The sequence below is a fragment of the Amycolatopsis thermoflava N1165 genome, assembly GCF_000473265.1.
Taxonomy (GTDB): domain Bacteria; phylum Actinomycetota; class Actinomycetes; order Mycobacteriales; family Pseudonocardiaceae; genus Amycolatopsis_E; species Amycolatopsis_E thermoflava.
This window is the reverse complement of the sequence record NZ_KI421511.1, coordinates 8,050,846-8,066,982: the sequence shown is the minus strand read 5'-3', so window position 1 is coordinate 8,066,982 and position 16,137 is coordinate 8,050,846. Positions and strand designations below refer to the sequence as shown.

General features: G+C 71.1%; 16 protein-coding genes. 4 read left to right on the top strand and 12 right to left on the bottom strand.

Translation table 11 applies throughout. From position 1 onward, the window contains the following. The first annotated feature begins 9 nt into the window (after positions 1–9). From AMYTH_RS0140155 to AMYTH_RS0140145, 3 genes are read left to right on the top strand one after another with little or no spacing between them, the layout of a single operon-like run. Positions 10–912 carry an alpha/beta hydrolase fold domain-containing protein gene (locus AMYTH_RS0140155; RefSeq protein ID WP_027934969.1) on the top strand — a complete coding sequence of 301 codons (903 nt, stop codon included), beginning with the start codon at positions 10–12 and terminating at the stop codon, positions 910–912. Further along, positions 909–2,186, top strand: coding sequence for a cytochrome P450 (locus tag AMYTH_RS0140150; RefSeq protein WP_027934968.1), 1,278 nt, complete (start codon positions 909–911; stop codon positions 2,184–2,186). The genes AMYTH_RS0140155 and AMYTH_RS0140150 overlap by 4 nt, the downstream gene beginning before the upstream one ends. A gap of 34 nt (positions 2,187–2,220) precedes the next feature. Continuing rightward, positions 2,221–2,784 carry a hemerythrin domain-containing protein gene (locus AMYTH_RS0140145; protein WP_027934967.1) on the top strand — a complete coding sequence of 188 codons (564 nt, stop codon included), beginning with the start codon at positions 2,221–2,223 and terminating at the stop codon, positions 2,782–2,784. A gap of 210 nt (positions 2,785–2,994) precedes the next feature. On the opposite strand, the gene AMYTH_RS0140140 is transcribed toward AMYTH_RS0140145, so the two are convergent. From AMYTH_RS0140140 to AMYTH_RS0140120, 5 genes are all read right to left on the bottom strand, one after another. Next, entirely contained in the window at positions 2,995–3,636 is a 642-nt protein-coding gene (locus AMYTH_RS0140140; protein ID WP_027934966.1) for a UdgX family uracil-DNA binding protein, read from the bottom strand. After that, on the bottom strand, positions 3,636–4,100 hold the full coding sequence (locus AMYTH_RS0140135; protein WP_027934965.1) for an SRPBCC family protein: 465 nt from the start codon (positions 4,098–4,100) through the stop codon (positions 3,636–3,638). Before AMYTH_RS0140135 ends, AMYTH_RS0140140 begins: the two co-directional genes overlap by 1 nt. Positions 4,101–4,155: 55 nt before the next feature. Continuing rightward, a complete protein-coding gene (locus AMYTH_RS0140130) occupies positions 4,156–4,833 on the bottom strand; it encodes a PAS and ANTAR domain-containing protein (protein WP_027934964.1) in 678 nt (225 codons plus the stop codon). 137 nt (positions 4,834–4,970) lie between these two features. Further along, on the bottom strand, positions 4,971–6,161 hold the full coding sequence (locus AMYTH_RS0140125) for a zinc-dependent alcohol dehydrogenase (protein WP_027934963.1): 1,191 nt from the start codon (positions 6,159–6,161) through the stop codon (positions 4,971–4,973). A gap of 37 nt (positions 6,162–6,198) precedes the next feature. Beyond that, on the bottom strand, positions 6,199–6,567 hold the full coding sequence (locus tag AMYTH_RS0140120) for a cold-shock protein (protein WP_020421026.1): 369 nt from the start codon (positions 6,565–6,567) through the stop codon (positions 6,199–6,201). A gap of 132 nt (positions 6,568–6,699) precedes the next feature. Here AMYTH_RS0140120 and AMYTH_RS0140115 point away from each other — a divergent pair, with 132 nt between their 5' ends. Next, positions 6,700–6,957 carry a DUF4235 domain-containing protein gene (locus tag AMYTH_RS0140115; protein WP_027934962.1) on the top strand — a complete coding sequence of 86 codons (258 nt, stop codon included), beginning with the start codon at positions 6,700–6,702 and terminating at the stop codon, positions 6,955–6,957. Here the strand turns inward: AMYTH_RS0140115 and AMYTH_RS0140110 are convergent. From AMYTH_RS0140110 to AMYTH_RS0140080, 7 genes are all read right to left on the bottom strand, one after another. Beyond that, positions 6,954–8,153, bottom strand: coding sequence for a PucR family transcriptional regulator (locus tag AMYTH_RS0140110; RefSeq protein WP_027934961.1), 1,200 nt, complete (start codon positions 8,151–8,153; stop codon positions 6,954–6,956). The genes AMYTH_RS0140115 and AMYTH_RS0140110 overlap by 4 nt on opposite strands. A gap of 137 nt (positions 8,154–8,290) precedes the next feature. Beyond that, a complete protein-coding gene (locus tag AMYTH_RS0140105) occupies positions 8,291–8,767 on the bottom strand; it encodes a (2Fe-2S)-binding protein (protein ID WP_027934960.1) in 477 nt (158 codons plus the stop codon). A gap of 10 nt (positions 8,768–8,777) precedes the next feature. Beyond that, on the bottom strand, positions 8,778–11,102 hold the full coding sequence (locus AMYTH_RS0140100; RefSeq protein WP_027934959.1) for a molybdopterin cofactor-binding domain-containing protein: 2,325 nt from the start codon (positions 11,100–11,102) through the stop codon (positions 8,778–8,780). Positions 11,103–12,080: 978 nt separating this feature from the next. Then, on the bottom strand, positions 12,081–13,196 hold the full coding sequence (locus AMYTH_RS0140095) for an NDMA-dependent alcohol dehydrogenase (protein WP_027934958.1): 1,116 nt from the start codon (positions 13,194–13,196) through the stop codon (positions 12,081–12,083). Positions 13,197–13,237: 41 nt separating this feature from the next. Beyond that, positions 13,238–13,915: a mycofactocin biosynthesis peptidyl-dipeptidase MftE gene (mftE, locus tag AMYTH_RS0140090; protein WP_027934957.1), complete on the bottom strand. Its 678-nt coding sequence runs from the start codon at positions 13,913–13,915 to the stop codon at positions 13,238–13,240. Continuing rightward, positions 13,912–15,324, bottom strand: a complete 1,413-nt coding sequence (gene mftF, locus AMYTH_RS0140085; protein WP_027934956.1) for a mycofactocin biosynthesis glycosyltransferase MftF — start codon at positions 15,322–15,324, stop codon at positions 13,912–13,914. Before mftF ends, mftE begins: the two co-directional genes overlap by 4 nt. Further along, positions 15,321–16,106, bottom strand: a complete 786-nt coding sequence (locus tag AMYTH_RS0140080; RefSeq protein WP_027934955.1) for a mycofactocin-coupled SDR family oxidoreductase — start codon at positions 16,104–16,106, stop codon at positions 15,321–15,323. The genes mftF and AMYTH_RS0140080 overlap by 4 nt, the downstream gene beginning before the upstream one ends. Positions 16,107–16,137: the final 31 nt, after the last annotated feature.

The window sequence follows — 16,137 nt, the reverse complement described above, 5'->3', positions numbered from 1 at the left end:
CCGGAACCGGTGATCGGGAAGACGAGCCTGCACGCGAAACTGCTGATCGCCGAGATGCTCCTGACCGGGCGCAAACGCACGTTCACCGACGTGGACGCGCTGCACAAGAGCATGGGGCCGCGGCAGCAGCGGGAGAACGCGCTGCCGCCCCCCGCGGTGCGCAAGCAGGTCGACATCGACCGCACCGAGGTGCACGGGCACCCGGTGTACACGTTGCGCCCGCGGGCGAACGCCACCAGCCGGCACGTCATGTACTTCCACGGCGGCGCGTACGTGCACCAGATCCAGGGTGACCACTGGAAGTTCTTCGCCCGGCTGATCGCCAGGACCGGTTGCGCCGTCACCGCGCCGCTGTACCCGCTGGCGCCGGGCAGCCACTACGACGACACGCTGTCGATGATCCACGCCACCTACAAGGAGGTGCTGGGCGAGGTCGCCCCGCGGGACCAGGTCCTGATGGGCGACTCGGCGGGCGGCGGGTTGTCGCTCGTGCTGGCGCGGGCGCTGCGCGACGAGGGCCGGCCACAACCCAAGGAAGTCGTGATGCTGTCGCCGTGGCTGGACATCACGATGACCGATCCGGCGCTGCCCGAGTACGACCGGCACGACCCGTACCTGGGCGTCACCGGCCTGCGGGAGGCCGGGCGGCTCTACGCCGGCGGCCTGGACCCGTCGAACGACCTGGTCAGCCCCATCAACGGCGACCTGCGCGGGCTGGGCTCGCTGAGCTGCTTCATCGGCACCCGGGACGTGCTGCTGGCCGACGCGCGCAACCTCTACCACAAGGCGAAGGAGCAGGGCGTGCCGCTGGAGTACTGGGAGTACGGCGGCATGTTCCACGCGTGGATGATCGCGAACATCCCGGAGGCGAAGCACGCGCTGGACCGGATCGCGGAGCTGGTGACCCGATGAGCGGCCTGCCGACGGCCTCGGTGGCGGAGACGGCGAAGGTGTTCGCCGGGGTCGTCGCGCCCACGCTCGCCGGCGGGGTGATCAAGCGGCGGCCGCGGGTCATGACCCTGCTGGAGAAGATGCAGGCCGACGCCTCCGCCGTGCAGACGCTGCAGAAGCTGCGGGCCCGCCACGGCGACGGCCTGCTGCGCCTGGCGGTGCCCGGCCGGTCGTTCGCGCTGGTGCTCTCCCCCGACGACGTCGGCCGGGTGCTGGCGGACTCGCCGGAGCCGTTCACCCCGGCGAACCTGGAGAAGAAGAAGGCGCTGTCGCAGTTCCAGCCGCACGGTGTGCTGATCTCCGAGGGGCCGGAGCGCGACCGCCGCCGGGAGTGGACCGAGCGCGCGCTGGAGACGAGCCGCCCCACGCACCACCTGGCGCCGTCGGTGCGGGCGAAGGTCGCCGACGAGTTCGCCGCGCTGGGCCCGGGCCCGCTCGACTGGGACACGTTCGCGCCGGTGTGGTGGCGGATGGTGCGCCGGGTGGTGTTCGGCGACCACGCCCGTGACGACCAGGCGACGACGGACCTGCTGGAGCGGTTGCGGTTATCGGCGAACTGGTCGTACCTGCTGCCGCGGCGCCGCCGGCTGCGGGAGGAGTTCCTCGGCCGGGTGCGCGCGCTGCTGGCCCGTGCGCCGGAGGACAGCCTGGCCGGCGGGCTCGCGGCCGACGACGAAGTGGCCAGCCAGATCGGGCACTGGCTGTTCGCGTTCGACGCCGCCGGCATGGTCACCTTCCGCACGCTGGCGCTGCTGGCCACGCATCCCGCCCAGCGGCAGCAGGCGCGGCAGGACCTCGCGTCCGGCGCCGAGCTGGGTTACCTGCGCGCGTGCGTGCTGGACACGGTCCGGTTGTGGCCGACGACGCCGGCGATCCTGCGGGACACGACGAAGGAGCTGGACTGGCACGGCCACCGGGTGCCGCCCGGGACCGGCCTGCTGGTGTTCGCCCCGCTGTTCCACCGGGACGATTCGCGGTTGCCCTACGCGCACAGCTTCGTGCCGGAGATCTGGCTGGACGGGCGGGTGCAGGAGGAGCCGTCGCTGGTGCCGTTCAGCGCGGGCCCGGGTGAGTGCCCGGCGAAGAACCTGGTGCTGTTCACGACCGCGACGGTCCTGGCCACGATGATCGGCGACCGGGACTACACAGTGGACTCCTCCCCCAAGCCCGGGCCCGGCCGCCCGCTGCCCGCCACGTTCGACAACTTCTCGTTGCGCCTGACCGGTCATCCGTGAGGTTAGGTTCCACCCGTACGGGTACCGCAATCGCATGACTGCCGCAGAGAAACCCGATCTGATCGCGTTGATCATCTCCGATCACCGCCACATCGAACGTGTCTTCACGGAGCTGGAGGCGGGCGCGGGCACCCCCGAGCACCGCCGGGACCTGGCCGACCACGTGATCGCCGAGCTGGTGCGCCACTCGGTCGCCGAGGAGCAGTTCATGTACCCGGCGGCGCGCAAGCACCTGGAGAACGGCGACGAGCTGGCCGACCACGAGCTGGAGGAGCACGCGGAGGCCGAGGAGGTCATGAAGCAGCTGGAGGACGTGCCCGCGACCGACCCCCGGTTCGACGAGCTGATGCGCCAGTTGATGGACGACATCCGGCACCACATCGAGGACGAGGAGACGGACCTGCTGCCGAAGCTGCAGTCCGCCTGCTCGCCGGATGAGCTGCGCGACCTGGGTGACAAGGTGGCGAAGGCGAAGAAGATGGCGCCGACCCGCCCCCACCCGGCCGCGCCGGACCGCCCCCCGATGAACCTGATCCTCGACCCCGGGGCCGGTTTGATCGACAAGATCCGCGACGGCCTGAGCAAGCGCAACACCTGACCACGCACGCCAGGAGGCCCCTCACCAACAGGCGAGGGGCCTTCCCCTCAGTCCCGAAACGCAACCCAAGGCACCCAAGCGCCACCAAGACCCTTAAACCCCTCCCTGCCCCTTCGTCCCCGCCATTCCTAAGACGCTGAAAAACGAAGGGCCCGCCCAGCCAGAGAATCCACGCCGATGCGAAGCGAGGCGACCCGAGCCCCCGAAACTTCACATCACGTCCGGCACAGCCCGCAAATCCTTCACCAACGCCGCGAACGCCTCATCCCGATCCGGAGCCCGCAGCACCGACGACGGATGCACGGTAGCCAGCACCCGCTCCGGCCGCCCGGAAAACTCCTCGGGCGCGGGCAACAACTCCCCACGATGCGCCGTGACCCGGAATGACGGCCCCATCAGCGATGACGCCGCGGTCGCCCCCAGCAGGACCACCACCGAGGGCTGCACGGCCTCAAGTTCGGCCACCAGCCAGGGACGGCATGCCACGATCTCCCCGCGCGAGGGTTTCTTGTGGATGCGCTGCTTCCCCCGCTCGGCCCGCACGAACTTGAAGTGCTTGACCGCGTTGGTCACATACACCTGCGACCGGTCGACCCCGGCCTCCTCCAGCGCCCGGTCCAGCAACCGGCCCGCCGGCCCGACGAACGGCTCCCCCGCGGCGTCCTCGCGGTCCCCCGGCTGCTCGCCGAGCATCATGACCTTCGCCGGCGCGGGCCCGTCGCCGAACACCGTCTGGGTGGCGTCGCGGTACAGGTCGCATCCTTGACAGCCGAGCGCCGCCGAGCGGAGCCGGTCCAGCGAGCGGCTGTCCGGCACGAACTCGGCGGCGGTCCGCTGCGTCTTGGTAGCCATCAGCGGCCGGGACGGTCCACGTCACCCCGCCACGCGCCGGTCTCCTGACCGCCGCGCTTCTCGATGAACGCCTTGAAGCGCTCCATGTCGCCATGCACGCGACGGTCCAGGATGCCGAGCTTGTCGGCGGCCTGCTCGACGAAGCCCTCGGGGTCGATGTCCATCTGCGCGGTCACCCGCGTCTTCCGGTCGTCGATCCGGTGGAACGTGATGACGCCGGCATGGCTCGGGCCGGAGTCCGACCGCCAGGCGACCCGCTCGTCGGGGTGCTGCTCGGTGATCGTCGCGTCGAACTCGCGCTTCGCGCCACCGATCTTGGTCACCCAGTGCGTGTGCGTGTCGTCGAGCTGGCGGATCTCCTCGACGCCCTCCATGAACTCAGGGAAGGACTCGAACTGGGTCCACTGGTTGTAGGCGGTGCGGACGTCGACGTTCACGTCAACGGACTCGGTGATCGTGCTCATTGCGGCATGTCTCCTTTCACCCGTGTCACGTTCCGGGTACCTCGAGACTCGCCGGTTACACGTCCTCCGCCGCCGACAATCGCGCCAGAATCGTTTCAAGGTGGGCACGCGCCTGCGCGGGTGGCTGGCCGGACGCGTGCACGGCCTCGACGAGCCGGTCGGCCAGGTCGCGGAGCTTGACGTTGCTCTGCTGCGACACGCGGATGAGCAGCTCGAACGCGCCTGCCGAGTCGTGCCCGTAGGCGAGCATGATCATGCCTTTGGCCTGCTCGATCGTGGCGCGCGAGGCCATCGCGCGCTGCAGCCCGGCCGCCTCGCCCGCCAGCTCGGACAACTGCTCGGCCTCGCGGATCCGGGACGTGGTCAGGTCGACGTAGTACCCGTGCACGCCGACGACCTCGCCGTCCTCCTGCTCGACGTCGCCGACCACGACCACCGCGCGGGTGCTCTCGTCCGCGGCGAGGATGCGCTGCTGCGCGCTGAACGGCTGACCGGTGCGGCGGGCCTCGTCGAACACCTCGGCCAGCTGCCGCCGGTCGGTCGGGTGGCCGTGCTTGGTGACCAGGTCCAGGCCCGGTTCGACCGAGCCGGGCTGGTAGCCGTACATCAGGTGGATCTCCGAGGACCAGGTCCACTTCGCGGCCCGGATGTCCCAGTGGTACATCCCGACCTGATCGGCGCTCTGGCCTGCGGGGAGGTCGGACAGGGGGTCCGGCTTCCGGGGCGTGGACATGCGTGTACGGCTCCTGCAGTGGAGTTGCTTCGAACACGGGTGCCACGCTGCTGGACAATCCCAGGGAGCCAGATCATAGCCGGGTGATCATCCGGGGCTACGCTCCGCTGTCCGGAAATCCTCGCGTGCCGCGTTCGTCACGCCGAAGGCTGCAAGAGGATCTTGATCGCCCCGTCCTGCTTCTGCTGGAACATCCGGTAGGCGCGCGGCGCGTCCTCGAGCGGCAGCTTGTGGGTGGCGAGGTCCTCGACGCCGAGCGGGTCGGCGTCGTCGCTCACCAGCGGCAGCACGTCGTCGGTCCACCGCCGCACGTTCGCCTGGCCCATCCGCAGCTGGATCTGCTTGTCGAACAGGTCCATCATCGGCATCGGGTCGAGCATGCCGCCGTAGACGCCGGACAGCGAGATCGTGCCGCCGCGGCGCACGGCGGCGATGGCCTGGTGCAGCACCGCGAGCCGGTCCACGCCGCCCTTCTCCATCAGGGGCGCGGCGATCTGGTCCGGCAGCAGCCCCACCATCTGGTGGGTGAGCTTGCCCAGCGGCGCGCCGTGGGCCTCCATGCCGACCGCGTCGATCACGGAGTCCGCGCCGCGGCCGCCGGTCATCTCCCGCACCACGCCCGGCACGTCCTTCACCGCCTTGGCGTCCACGGTGGTGAAGCCGTACCGCTCGGCCAGCGCCAGCCGCTCCGGCACCAGGTCGACGCCGATCACCTTGCCCGCGCCGCGGTGCGCGGCGATGCGGCAGGACATCTGCCCGATCGGGCCGAGCCCGAACACCACCACGCTGCCGCCGTCGGGGATCCCCGCGTATTCGACGGCCTGCCAGGCGGTGGGCACGACGTCGGAGAGGTAGACGAACCGCTCGTCGGAGGGGCCCTCGGGCACCTTGACCGGCCCGTAGTGGGCCTGCGGCACGCGCAGGTACTCGGCCTGACCGCCGGGCACCTGCCCGTAGAGCTTGGTGTAGCCGAACAGCGCGCCGCCCTTGCCCTTCCGGGTCACCTGGGTGGTCTCGCACTGCGACTGCAGGCCCTGGTCGCACATGAAGCAGTGACCGCAGGAGATGTTGAACGGCACCACGACGCGGTCGCCCGGCTTGATGTTCGTGACGCCGGAACCGACCTCCTCGACGATGCCCATCGGCTCGTGGCCGAGGATGTCGCCCTCGCCCATGAACGGCCCGAGCACCTCGTACAGGTGCAGGTCGGAGCCGCAGATGCCGGTCGAGGTGATGCGGACGATCGCGTCCGTTGGCTCCTCGATCCGTGGGTCCGGGACCTCGTCGACTCGGACGTCACGCTTGCCGTGCCAGGTAACAGCCTTCATGCCCGTTCGTGTGCCCGCACGACGGGCGGGAAAACATCTATCCGCCGAGCCAGCCGTGGTCGTGGACGAGTTCGAGGACGACGCGGCGGACCCGGAGGACCTCCTCGGCGGTGAGCGTCGGAACGCCGGTGAGCAGCGCCTCCGTCAGCTCGCCGCGGAAGTCGCGGGTCACGTACGGGTCCTCGCCGTCGTCGTCGCCGGCCTGGCGCACCAGCCGGATGCCCGACGCCTTGAGCCCGCGCTCGCCGTCCTCGACGGTGAACTCCACGACCACGCCGGGGGCGATCAGGCGTTTGTCCACGTCGAGGTCGTTGACGTGCATGAAGACGTCCTCGCCACCCCCCTCCGGCGCCACGAACCCGTACCCGCGCATGTCGTCGAAGCGGACGACCTTGCCCCTTACCACCAGCCACCCTCCCGGCGCAGTATCGCGCCAAAGTACGCCCCTGGCCGCGCCTGCACAACGTGCAAGTGTCACGGAGCGGAACTCCGGGTACCCGGACGGGTGGAGCCGGGTCCACTGTGGAGAGGTGACGGGATGAAACTGCTGTACAAACCGCTGAGCCTGGCCGTGAGCGCGCTCGGCGGGGTGCTCGCCGGGATGCTGTTCAAGCAGGCCTGGAAGGCGGCGACCGGCGAGGACGACGCGCCGGAGGCCACGTCGTCCGACTACTCCACCAAGGAGGTGCTCCTCGCGGCGGTGCTGCAGGGAGCGATCTTCGGCGGCGTCAAGGCGGCGGTCGACCGCGCCGGCGCCAAGGCGTTCACCAAGGCGACCGGCAAGAAGCTGGACTAGCTCCGCACGGCTCTGCGGGCGGAGTCGCCGAACATGGCGAGGGCGCGCAGGGCCGTGCCGAGTTCGGCGATGTCGGACGGGTCGCTCAATGACCTGCCCAACACGTCCGTGATCCGCTTCAACCGGTGCCGCACCGTGTTCGGGTGGCAGTAGACCCGCTCGGCGATCTGCTTGGTCGACCCGCCGCAGTCGAACCACGCGCGCAGCGTCAGCAGCAGCACGTTGCCCTCCTCGCCGGGCAGCTCGAGGAGCGGCCGCAGCACCTGGCCGGCCAGCTGCGCCGACGCCTCCGGGTCGCTCGCCACCAGCCCGGCCAGCGGCGACTCGTGGAACCGCGCCACGTCCTTCGTCCCCGCGGGCAGGCTGGACAGCGCGACCCGCGCGAGGTGCAGGGCGCGGGCGGTGTCGCCGAGGCCGGTGAACACGGGGCTCATCCCGACCCGGCCGCGCGGGTTCTCCCGCAGCAGCTCCAGCACCTGGTCGGGATCGCGCACCGACACGACCCCGATCTGCAGCTCCGGCGTGAGCCGCCACGCGGACGCGTGGTGCCGCTCCCGCAGCCGGACCTCGATCAGCGGCAGCGCCTCCTGGCCCAGCCCGGGGGTTTCCGCGGCGACGACGACGAACGAGCCCTCCAGCGGCAGGTCGAGCATCCGGGCGATGTCCCACAGCGTGCCCTCGGTCGTGCTGCCGCCGGTGAACAGGGCCTCGACGAGTGCCAGCCTGCGGTTCTGCCTGGTGCGGCTGATCTCGGCGACCGTCGCGCGGTAGGTCGAGGTGAGCTCCTCGATGTAGTCGTCCATCAGGTCCCAGATGGCGGTGGTCGCCGAGACCAGGGTCGCGACGTCCTGCGCGGGCGCGGTCAGCTCGACGAAGCACTGCCACACCTCGGTGAACCCGATCCGGAACGCGCGCAGCATCTCCGGCAACGGCGCCCCGGCCAGCGCGCGCTCGCGCCCGGTCGCCCGCGCCTTGGACAGGTCGGGCGCGCCGGGCTCGGCCAGGGCGCGGACGAGGAACTGCAGGTTGTCCCGGCACGAGGCGAACAGGTCGGCGTGCGAGACGAACCGCTCCTCGCGGTAGACGGCCATCTCCTCGACAATCTGCTCGTAGGTCGCCTTGGTCATCTCCGGCAACCGCGTCAGTGCCCGGCCGGCCAGGCCGGCCACCGCGGGTTCGGCGCCCGTGTACCTCATGAGATGTCCGTCCTCCCCGTCGAGGGCTCGCGAGTGGACATCTAACACGAAAGTGTCCAAGGTTGCGCATTGGCATGACACAGCCCCGCAATCGCGGCGGATTGCGAGGCCGTGGTGCCGCAAATGCGTTTCGCGCTTCACATCTTGGCGGCCGCGCTCTTCACCGCCTCGCGGATGCGGGAGTAGGTGCCGCAGCGGCAGATGTTGCGGATCTCCTCGAAGTCGGAGTCGCTGATCTCCCGTCCTTCGGCGCGGGCCTGCTTGACCTTGGCGATGGCCGCCATGATCTGGCCGGGCTGGCAGTAGCCGCACTGCGCGACGTCCCGGTCGATCCAGGCCTGCTGCATCGGGTGCAGCTCACCGGTGGCCGGGTCGGCCAGGCCTTCGATCGTGGTGATCTCGTCGTCCGGGCCGATCGCCGACACCGGCACCGAGCACGGGTTGAACGCCTTGCCGTTGATGTGGCTCGTGCACGCCTTGCACACGTTGATGCCGCAGCCGTACTTCGGACCGGTGATGCCGAGCAGGTCGCGCAGCACCCAGAGCAACCGGACCTTGTCGTCGGCGTCGACCGTGACCCGCGTGCCGTTGACCAGGAAAGTGTGTTGGGACAACGAAGGCTCCTCAGAACGTGTAGGCCAGGCCGTCGACCGGCGATTCGGGCACCGGCGGCACCTTCGGCTTCGGCTCGAAGCTCAGCGTGCCGTGGTTGATCGGGAAGCGGGTCGGCATCTTCCCCACCGCGCGGCCGTAGGCGCAGGCGGCCGCGGCGAACGAGCTGGCGACGGCGAGCTCCCCGGCGCCACCGGGCTCACCGGTGGTCGCGGGCATGACCACGACCTCCATCTCCGGCGGCGTGTTCCACTGCCGGGTGTAGAAGTAGTTGTCCCAGCTCGCTTCCAGCGGCAGGCCGTTGTCGATGTGCAGGCTGGAGGTGAGCGCCATCGCGATGCCGTCGTTGACGCAGCCGATCGTCTGCGCCTCCAGGCCCTTCGGGTTGATCGGCAGGCCGGCGTCCACGACCGCGACGGCCTTGGTGACGCGCGGGCCGGCGACCCCGTTGCGGATCTTGCGGTTGACCGTCTCGGGGCGGCAGTCGATCTCCATCAGGACCGCGCTGACGCTCTTGTACTCGTGGTGCAGCGCGATGCCCTGTGCCGTGCCGGCGGGCATCTTCCGGCCCCAGTTGCCGACCTCGGCGGCCTTGTCGAGGACCTTGCGGATGCGGTCGTCCTTGAGGAAGTTCCGGCGGAAGGTCAGCGGGTCCTGGCCCATCTTCGCGGCCAGCTGGTCGACGATCAGCTCGCGCGCGCAGACCACGTTCGGCGAGTAGACGTTGCGCATGCTGGAGGTGTGGAACTTCAGCGGCACCTCGTTGAGCAGCTGCGTGGCCGCGCCGAAGTTGTACGGCATCGACGTGGACAGCATGAACACCGTCTGGGAGAACCCGATGTCGCCGACCGGGAGTTTCGCGGCGACCGCGGTGAGGATCTCGCCGAGGCCGTGGCCGAAGTCGGTGGTGACGCTGGTGTGCCGCTGCTCGTAGCTGACGACGTTGCCGAGCGCGTGGTTGACCCGGACGCGGGAGATGCACATCGGGTGCGTGCGGCCGTGGCGGGCGTCGTCGGCGCGGTGCCACATGAGCTTGACGGGCTTGCCCATCTTCTTGGAGATCTCCGCGGCTTCGATCGCGGCGTCGCCGAACAGCTTGCGGCCGAAGGAACCGCCGCCGGTGACGACGTGCACCTTGACCGCCGGGATGGGCAGGCCGAGCTTCAGCGCGATCTGTTCTTGCGTGGTGATCGGCGATTTGAGGCCGGACCAGATCTCGGCGCGGTCGGCGCGGACGTCGGCGATGGCGCAGTTGGTTTCCAGCGCGCTGTTGCTGGCGAAGGCGAACACGAACTCGGCGTCGATCGACTGGGTCAGCACCGGCGGCACGGTCATCGGGAGCGCGGCGGCGCGCAGTTTCCGCTCGACCGAGGCGTCGGTCTCACCGTCCACTGTGCCCGGTCCCCAGTCCACCTTGAGCGCCCGGATGGCGTCGATGCACTGCCCGAAGGTCTCGGCCCGCACGGCGACGCCGGTGGAGACGGTGGCGACGTCGGTGACGCCCGGCATCGCCTTCACCTCGGCGAGGTTGTGCACGGCCTTGACGGTGCCGTTGATCGTCGGCGGGCGGCAGACCATGGTCGGCTTGGCGTTCGGGACCTGGAGGTCCATGGTGAACTGCTTGCGCCCGGTGACCGCCTCGAGCGCGTCGATGCGGCCGGTGGGTTTGCCGATGATGCGGAACTCGGAGGTCTTCTTCAGCGTCGCGCTGGTTTCCTCGGTGCGGGCGCTGGCGGCGGCTTCGGCGAGCGAGCCGTAGGTCGCCGTGCGGCCGGTAGCGGAGCGGATGACGCCGTCGCGGGTGGTGAGCGTGGCGGCGTCGACCTTCCACTGCTCGGCGGCGGTGGCCAGGAGGCGGGCGCGCGCGATGGCGGCCGCGGTGCGGACCGGGGTGTAGAGCGAGCGCACCGAGTTGGAGCCGCCGGTGAGCTGGTTGAAGACCAGTTCGGGGCGGGCGTCGGCGAGGTTGACGCCCACCTTGCTCAGCGGCAGGTCCATCTCCTCGGCGATGAGCATCGCGATGGTGGTGGTGATGCCCTGTCCGACCTCGGCGCGCGGCACCGCGAAGGAGACCGTGTCGTCGCGGTTGAGCTGGATCGCGATGAGGTTGGAGGTCGGCATCGCCGCGAGCGTCAGGGCGTCGCCGAGGTCCAGGATGTCGGCGGCCCCGGGGAGGGTGGGGATCGCGGCTTCGGCCGGGGCCGGGGAGGCCAGATCACCGCCGAGCTTCGCCGCGACGGCGAGGGTGGGCGCCGCGAGGAGGTAGCCGAGGAACCGGCGCCGTTCCAGGGACGGAGCCCCGTCCCCGGACGCGGGCGATCGCCGTTGATGCGCCATCGAGAGTGTCCTTCCGAGATCCACGTTGATCGCGGTCACGATAGGAATCGGGTTCGACGGTGGTCAACGGTCCGTAGCCGCGCCGGGGCATCTCTGTGACCGGGTGACAGTCTCGTGCCACACAACTGTGACGCGAACACAGCCGAACGTCGTATCCGGTTGCGCCGGACGGCCCACTGATCGCGACGGTCGATCAATGGTTCGGGGTGGGCGGTGGGCGTCTGCGTTGCGGCGGGGGCGGCGGGGGCGTCGGACGAGGGGCCCTCGTGGGGGTGCGACTGGCCCACTCGCGCGGGTGCGACTGACCACCTCGCGCGGGCGGGACTGTGCGCCTGCGCGCGGGCACGACTCGCCCACTCGCGCGGGCACGACTGACCACCTCGCGCGGGCGGGACTGTGTGCCTCGCGCGGGCACGGCTGGCCACCTCGCACGGGCGAAACTGTGCGCCTGCGCGCGGGCACGACTCGCCCACTCGCGCGGGCACGACTCGCCCACTCGCGCGGGCACGACTGACCACCTCGCGCGGGCGGGACTGTGCGCCTACCCACGGGCACGACCGGCCCGCTCCCGAGGGCACGACTTGCACACTCGCGCGGACATGACTGGCCCTCCCGCTCTGAGACCGACCCCTCTCACGCTGGCACGACCCGCCCAATCGCGAGGGCACTGCCGGCCACCTCGCATAGGCACCGCCTGGCCCCTCGCGCCGGCACGACTGACCTCCTCGCCCGAGCACGACTGAGCCCCTCGCCCGAGCACGAGTGGCCCGCTCGCCCGGCCACAAGGGCCCCTCACGAAAGCACGATTGATCCCCTCGCCCGAGCACGAGCGGAACCCTCGCCGGAGCCGAGCCCGAGCACCGCCGCCCCTCGCACCCCCGACCGGCCCCTCCACACACCCGTACCCCGTCACACACCTCCACCCGAAACAAAACGAGGGCGGAGGCCCAAGGCCCCCGCCCTCGTCCGCACCTAACCTCAGTCCGCCGAGTGCATGATCACGCCACGGATGTTCTTGCCGTCGCGCAGATCCTGGTAGCCCTCGTTGACCTCTTCGAGCGAGTAGCGCTTCGTCACCAGCTCGTCGAGCTTCACGTGCCCCGCCTGGTAGAGGCGCAGCAGCCGGACGATGTCGTACTGCGGGTTGGCCGATCCGAACAGCGTGCCCTTGACCGTCTTCTCGAACAGGGTCATCACGCCGCCGGACAGGTGCACCGTCAGCTTCTCCGGGTTGGCCAGTCCGGTGATGACGACCGTGCCGCCCTTGCCGATCACGTTGAACGCGTCGGTCACGACCTGCTCGTCCACCGTGCCGACGGTGATCAGCGCCTGGTCGGCCATCTGGCCCCAGGTCAGCTCCGCCACCTTTGCCGCCGCCTCGTCGGCCGAGGCGAACGCGTGCGTGGCGCCCAGTTCCAGCGCCTTTTCGCGCTTGAACGCGACCGGGTCGACCGCGATCACGTTCGCCGCACCCGCGTGCGCCGCGCCCTGGACCGCGTTGATGCCGATCCCGCCGATGCCGTACACGACGCACGTGTCGCCCGCGCGCACGCCGCCCGCGTAGTTGGCCGTCGCCCAGCCGGTCGGCACACCGCAGCCCACCAGCACGGCGGTCTCCAACGGCAGCCAGTCGTCCACCTTCACCACGGAGTGCTGGGAGATCGTGGCGCGCTCGGAGAACGTGCCGAGCATGCACATCGCGCCGTAGTCGGTGCCGCCGCGGTGGAAGCGGAAACTGCCGTCCGGCATGCCGCCGTCGAGAATCGTGGCACCCATGTCGCACAGGTTCGACCGGCCGGTGGCGCAGTAGCGGCACGTGCCGCAGTTCGGGATGAACGAGCACACCACGTGGTCACCCGGCTTGACCTTGGTGACGCCCGGCCCGACGTCTTCGATGATGCCGGCGCCCTCGTGCCCGCCCACGATCGGGAACCGCGGCACGAGGTCGTTGTCGATCAGGTGCAGGTCCGAGTGGCACAGCCCGGCGGCCGTGTACTTGATCAGGACCTCACCTTCGCGTGGGCCGTCGAGCTCGAGTTCCTCGATCTCGAACGGCTTGCCCGCGGAGTGGAGGACAGCGGCCTTGGTCTTCACACCGATCACCTCTTTGTGACAGGGGTCTCATGCACCGACTGCTACATGATGCCATCTTTGGCCACCGCCGCGGCAGCTTCAAGTAGACCGTCCGCCCATCGACTGAGGGTGGCGCGCCCCGCTTCCGCGGTCGCCCCCGCGGGGTCACCCAGCACCCCGTTCGGGCTCACCCCGCGCACACCTTCGTCCCGCAACCGGCCGATCAGCTCCGGCAACGGCCGCGTCTCGCCGGCTTCGAACCGGTTCACGCGCACGGCTTCCGGCCGCAACGCGAGCATCACCGAGGTCTCCAGCCGACCGGCGTGCGTGTCGTCGGCCGGACCGTCCGGGCACCACGCGCGCACGTTCCGGCCCTCGTAACGCAGTTTCGCCACCGCCCGGCGCAACGGGACCGCGTTGCCACCGTGCCCGCACACCAGCAGCACCCCGGCGAACGCGTCGGCGGAGCGCACCAGCTCGACCACGAGGAGTTCCGTGACTTCCTGACCGATCGACAGCGTGCCGGGAAAACCGGCGTGCTCCCCGCTCGAGCCGTAGGGCAGCGGGGGCGCGACGACCACCTCCGGACGGGCCTCGGCGAGGCGACGGCACAACTCGACGGCGATTTCGGTGTCCACCGTGTACGGCAGGTGCGGACCGTGCTGCTCGGTGGCGCCCAGCGGCACGGCCAGCAGGCGGCGCTCGCCGAGTTCGGGCCACGCGACGTCGGCGAGGTTCACAGCCGTTTCCGGATCGAGGCGGTGCCGCGCAGCGGCTCCGTTGAGGATGGTGGTGGGCGACGGGTGGGCCAGTTCGACAGATCCGGAATCAACGGTCCCGGTTCCTCCTCGCGCAGGCAACCGCGCCAAACCCCGGTGCCGTAAGCGAAATCGTCCGCGGCGCGGGCCAGCAGCCAGCGCAGCGGATCGATCTCCGGCCGGGTGCGGGCCCAGTCGGCGAGATGGCGGGCGTAGGCCAGCGCCAGCACGCGACGACCCCGCCGGGACAGCGCCAGCAACGGGACCGCGGCCGGGCCCCACGCCCCGGTGAGCGCGTCGGCCAGGAACCGGCCCGCCGCGACGTGCCCGCGCAGCGCGATGCCGAGCGCCTCCTTCGCCGGCACGTCAAGGGGTTTCAGCTTGCGCGGCAACAGGGCCGCGGTGCCGAGCGCGATCGCCACAGCGGTTTTCGGTCGCCCGGCGGCCAGCGCCAGCCAGGCCAGCGCGGTCCAGCCGGACACCCGGACCGGCGCGAGCGCCTGCCGCCCGTGGCGTTTCGCGAGCGGCGCGGCGGACGTGCCGTAGTCGTGGCGCTGCTTGAGCCAGGCGCGCCACGTCGTGCGCGGCTCGTGCACCACTTCGGACTCCGGCTCGTAACGCACGGATCCGCCGGCGTCGACGAGGCGCCAGATCAGGTCGACGTCCTCGCCGAACCGCAGGTCCTCGTCGAAGCCGTGGATCGCCTGCAGCGCCGAGGTCCGCACGACGAGCGCGGCGGTGGGCAGGTAGGTGATGCGGCCGCGTGGGCGGACCTGCGCCGGGGTGGCACCCATGTCCAAAGAGGACCGCAGCCGTTCGTACCGGGACAGCGTGCCGTCGCCGGGCGCGCTGCGCACCCGCGGCGCGACGGCCACCACCGCCGGGTCCTCGAACTGCGCCAGCAACGGCCCGAGCCAGCCCGGCTCGGGGCGGGTGTCGGCGTCGAGGAAGGCGACCAGCTCGGTGGTCACCTTGCGCCACCCGGTGTTGCGGGCCGCCGCCGGTCCACGCGCGACGGGATGCCGGTCGACCGCGTGCGGCACCGGCGCCGCCGACCCGTCGTCGACGACGAGCGTCTCGCGCACGTCGGCCAGGCGCGGCAGGAGCCCGGCGAGGCGGTCGGCGTGGTCGCGGACCGGGACCACGACGGTGACGTCCTGCGGCGTCAGCTTCGCCTCGGGGTAGGTGGGGTGGACCATCCCGGCGAGGGTGAGCTTCTCGGCCAGCCGCCGTTGGTGCGGCTTGTCTCCGACGGGTGTACCGCTTGCCCACTGGGCGAACAGGCGCGCCCCGGTGGCGGACAGCTTGATGATCCGCAGGGGCGAGCCGCCGACGAGGACGCGCCCGCCGGCGACGGCCTTGGTGGAGGGATCCAGGCGCAGCACCGTCATGCCGTGAACCCCCCGTCCGCGTGGACGACGGTGCCGGTGACGGCGCTCGCGTCCGGGCCGCACAGCCAGCAGACCGCGGCCGCCACCTCCTCGGGTTCGAGCAGCCGCTCGGCGAGCTGGTGCTGGGCGAACTCCTCGACGTCGTCCAGGTCGTAGAGCGCGGCGGTGGCCTGCAGCATCGGCGTCCGGGTGGAGCCGGGTGAGACGGCCGTCGCGGTGACGCCGGTGCCCCGCAGGTCCGTGGCGAGGCCGCGGATGAGCCCGACGACCGCGTGCTTGGCGGCGTTGTAGCCGGCCAGGCGCCAGAGCCCGGTGTGCGCGGCGGCCGAGGCGAGGGCGACGAACCGTCCGGTGCGCGGCTGCGGGCGGCGCAGCAGGGCGGGCACCGCGGCGCGGGCGAGGTGGAAGACGCCGTCCACCCCGGCGCCGAACAACGATTCCCACTCGGAATCGGTGGTCTCCCAGAGCGGCCGCCCACCTGCCATGACCGCAGCTGCGGCGACAGCGGCGTCCAGCCCGCCGAACTCGCGCTCGGCGACGGCGACAGCCTCGTCGACGGCCCGTTGGTCCCGCACGTCGGCGACGAAGTCGAGCACCTGGCCCGGCCACTTCGCGGCGACCTCGGCGAGCTGCTCCCGCCGCGCCAGCGGGTAACCCAGCCCCGGGTCGTCCTCGGCGACGTCCACGGCGACGACGCGCCAGCCCTCTCCCGCGAGCCGGTGCACGACGGCCGCCCCGATCCCCCGCCCGGCCCCCGTCACCACGGCGACGCGCGGGGTCACGTGATCATCTCCACGAGCGGAGCCTGCCAGC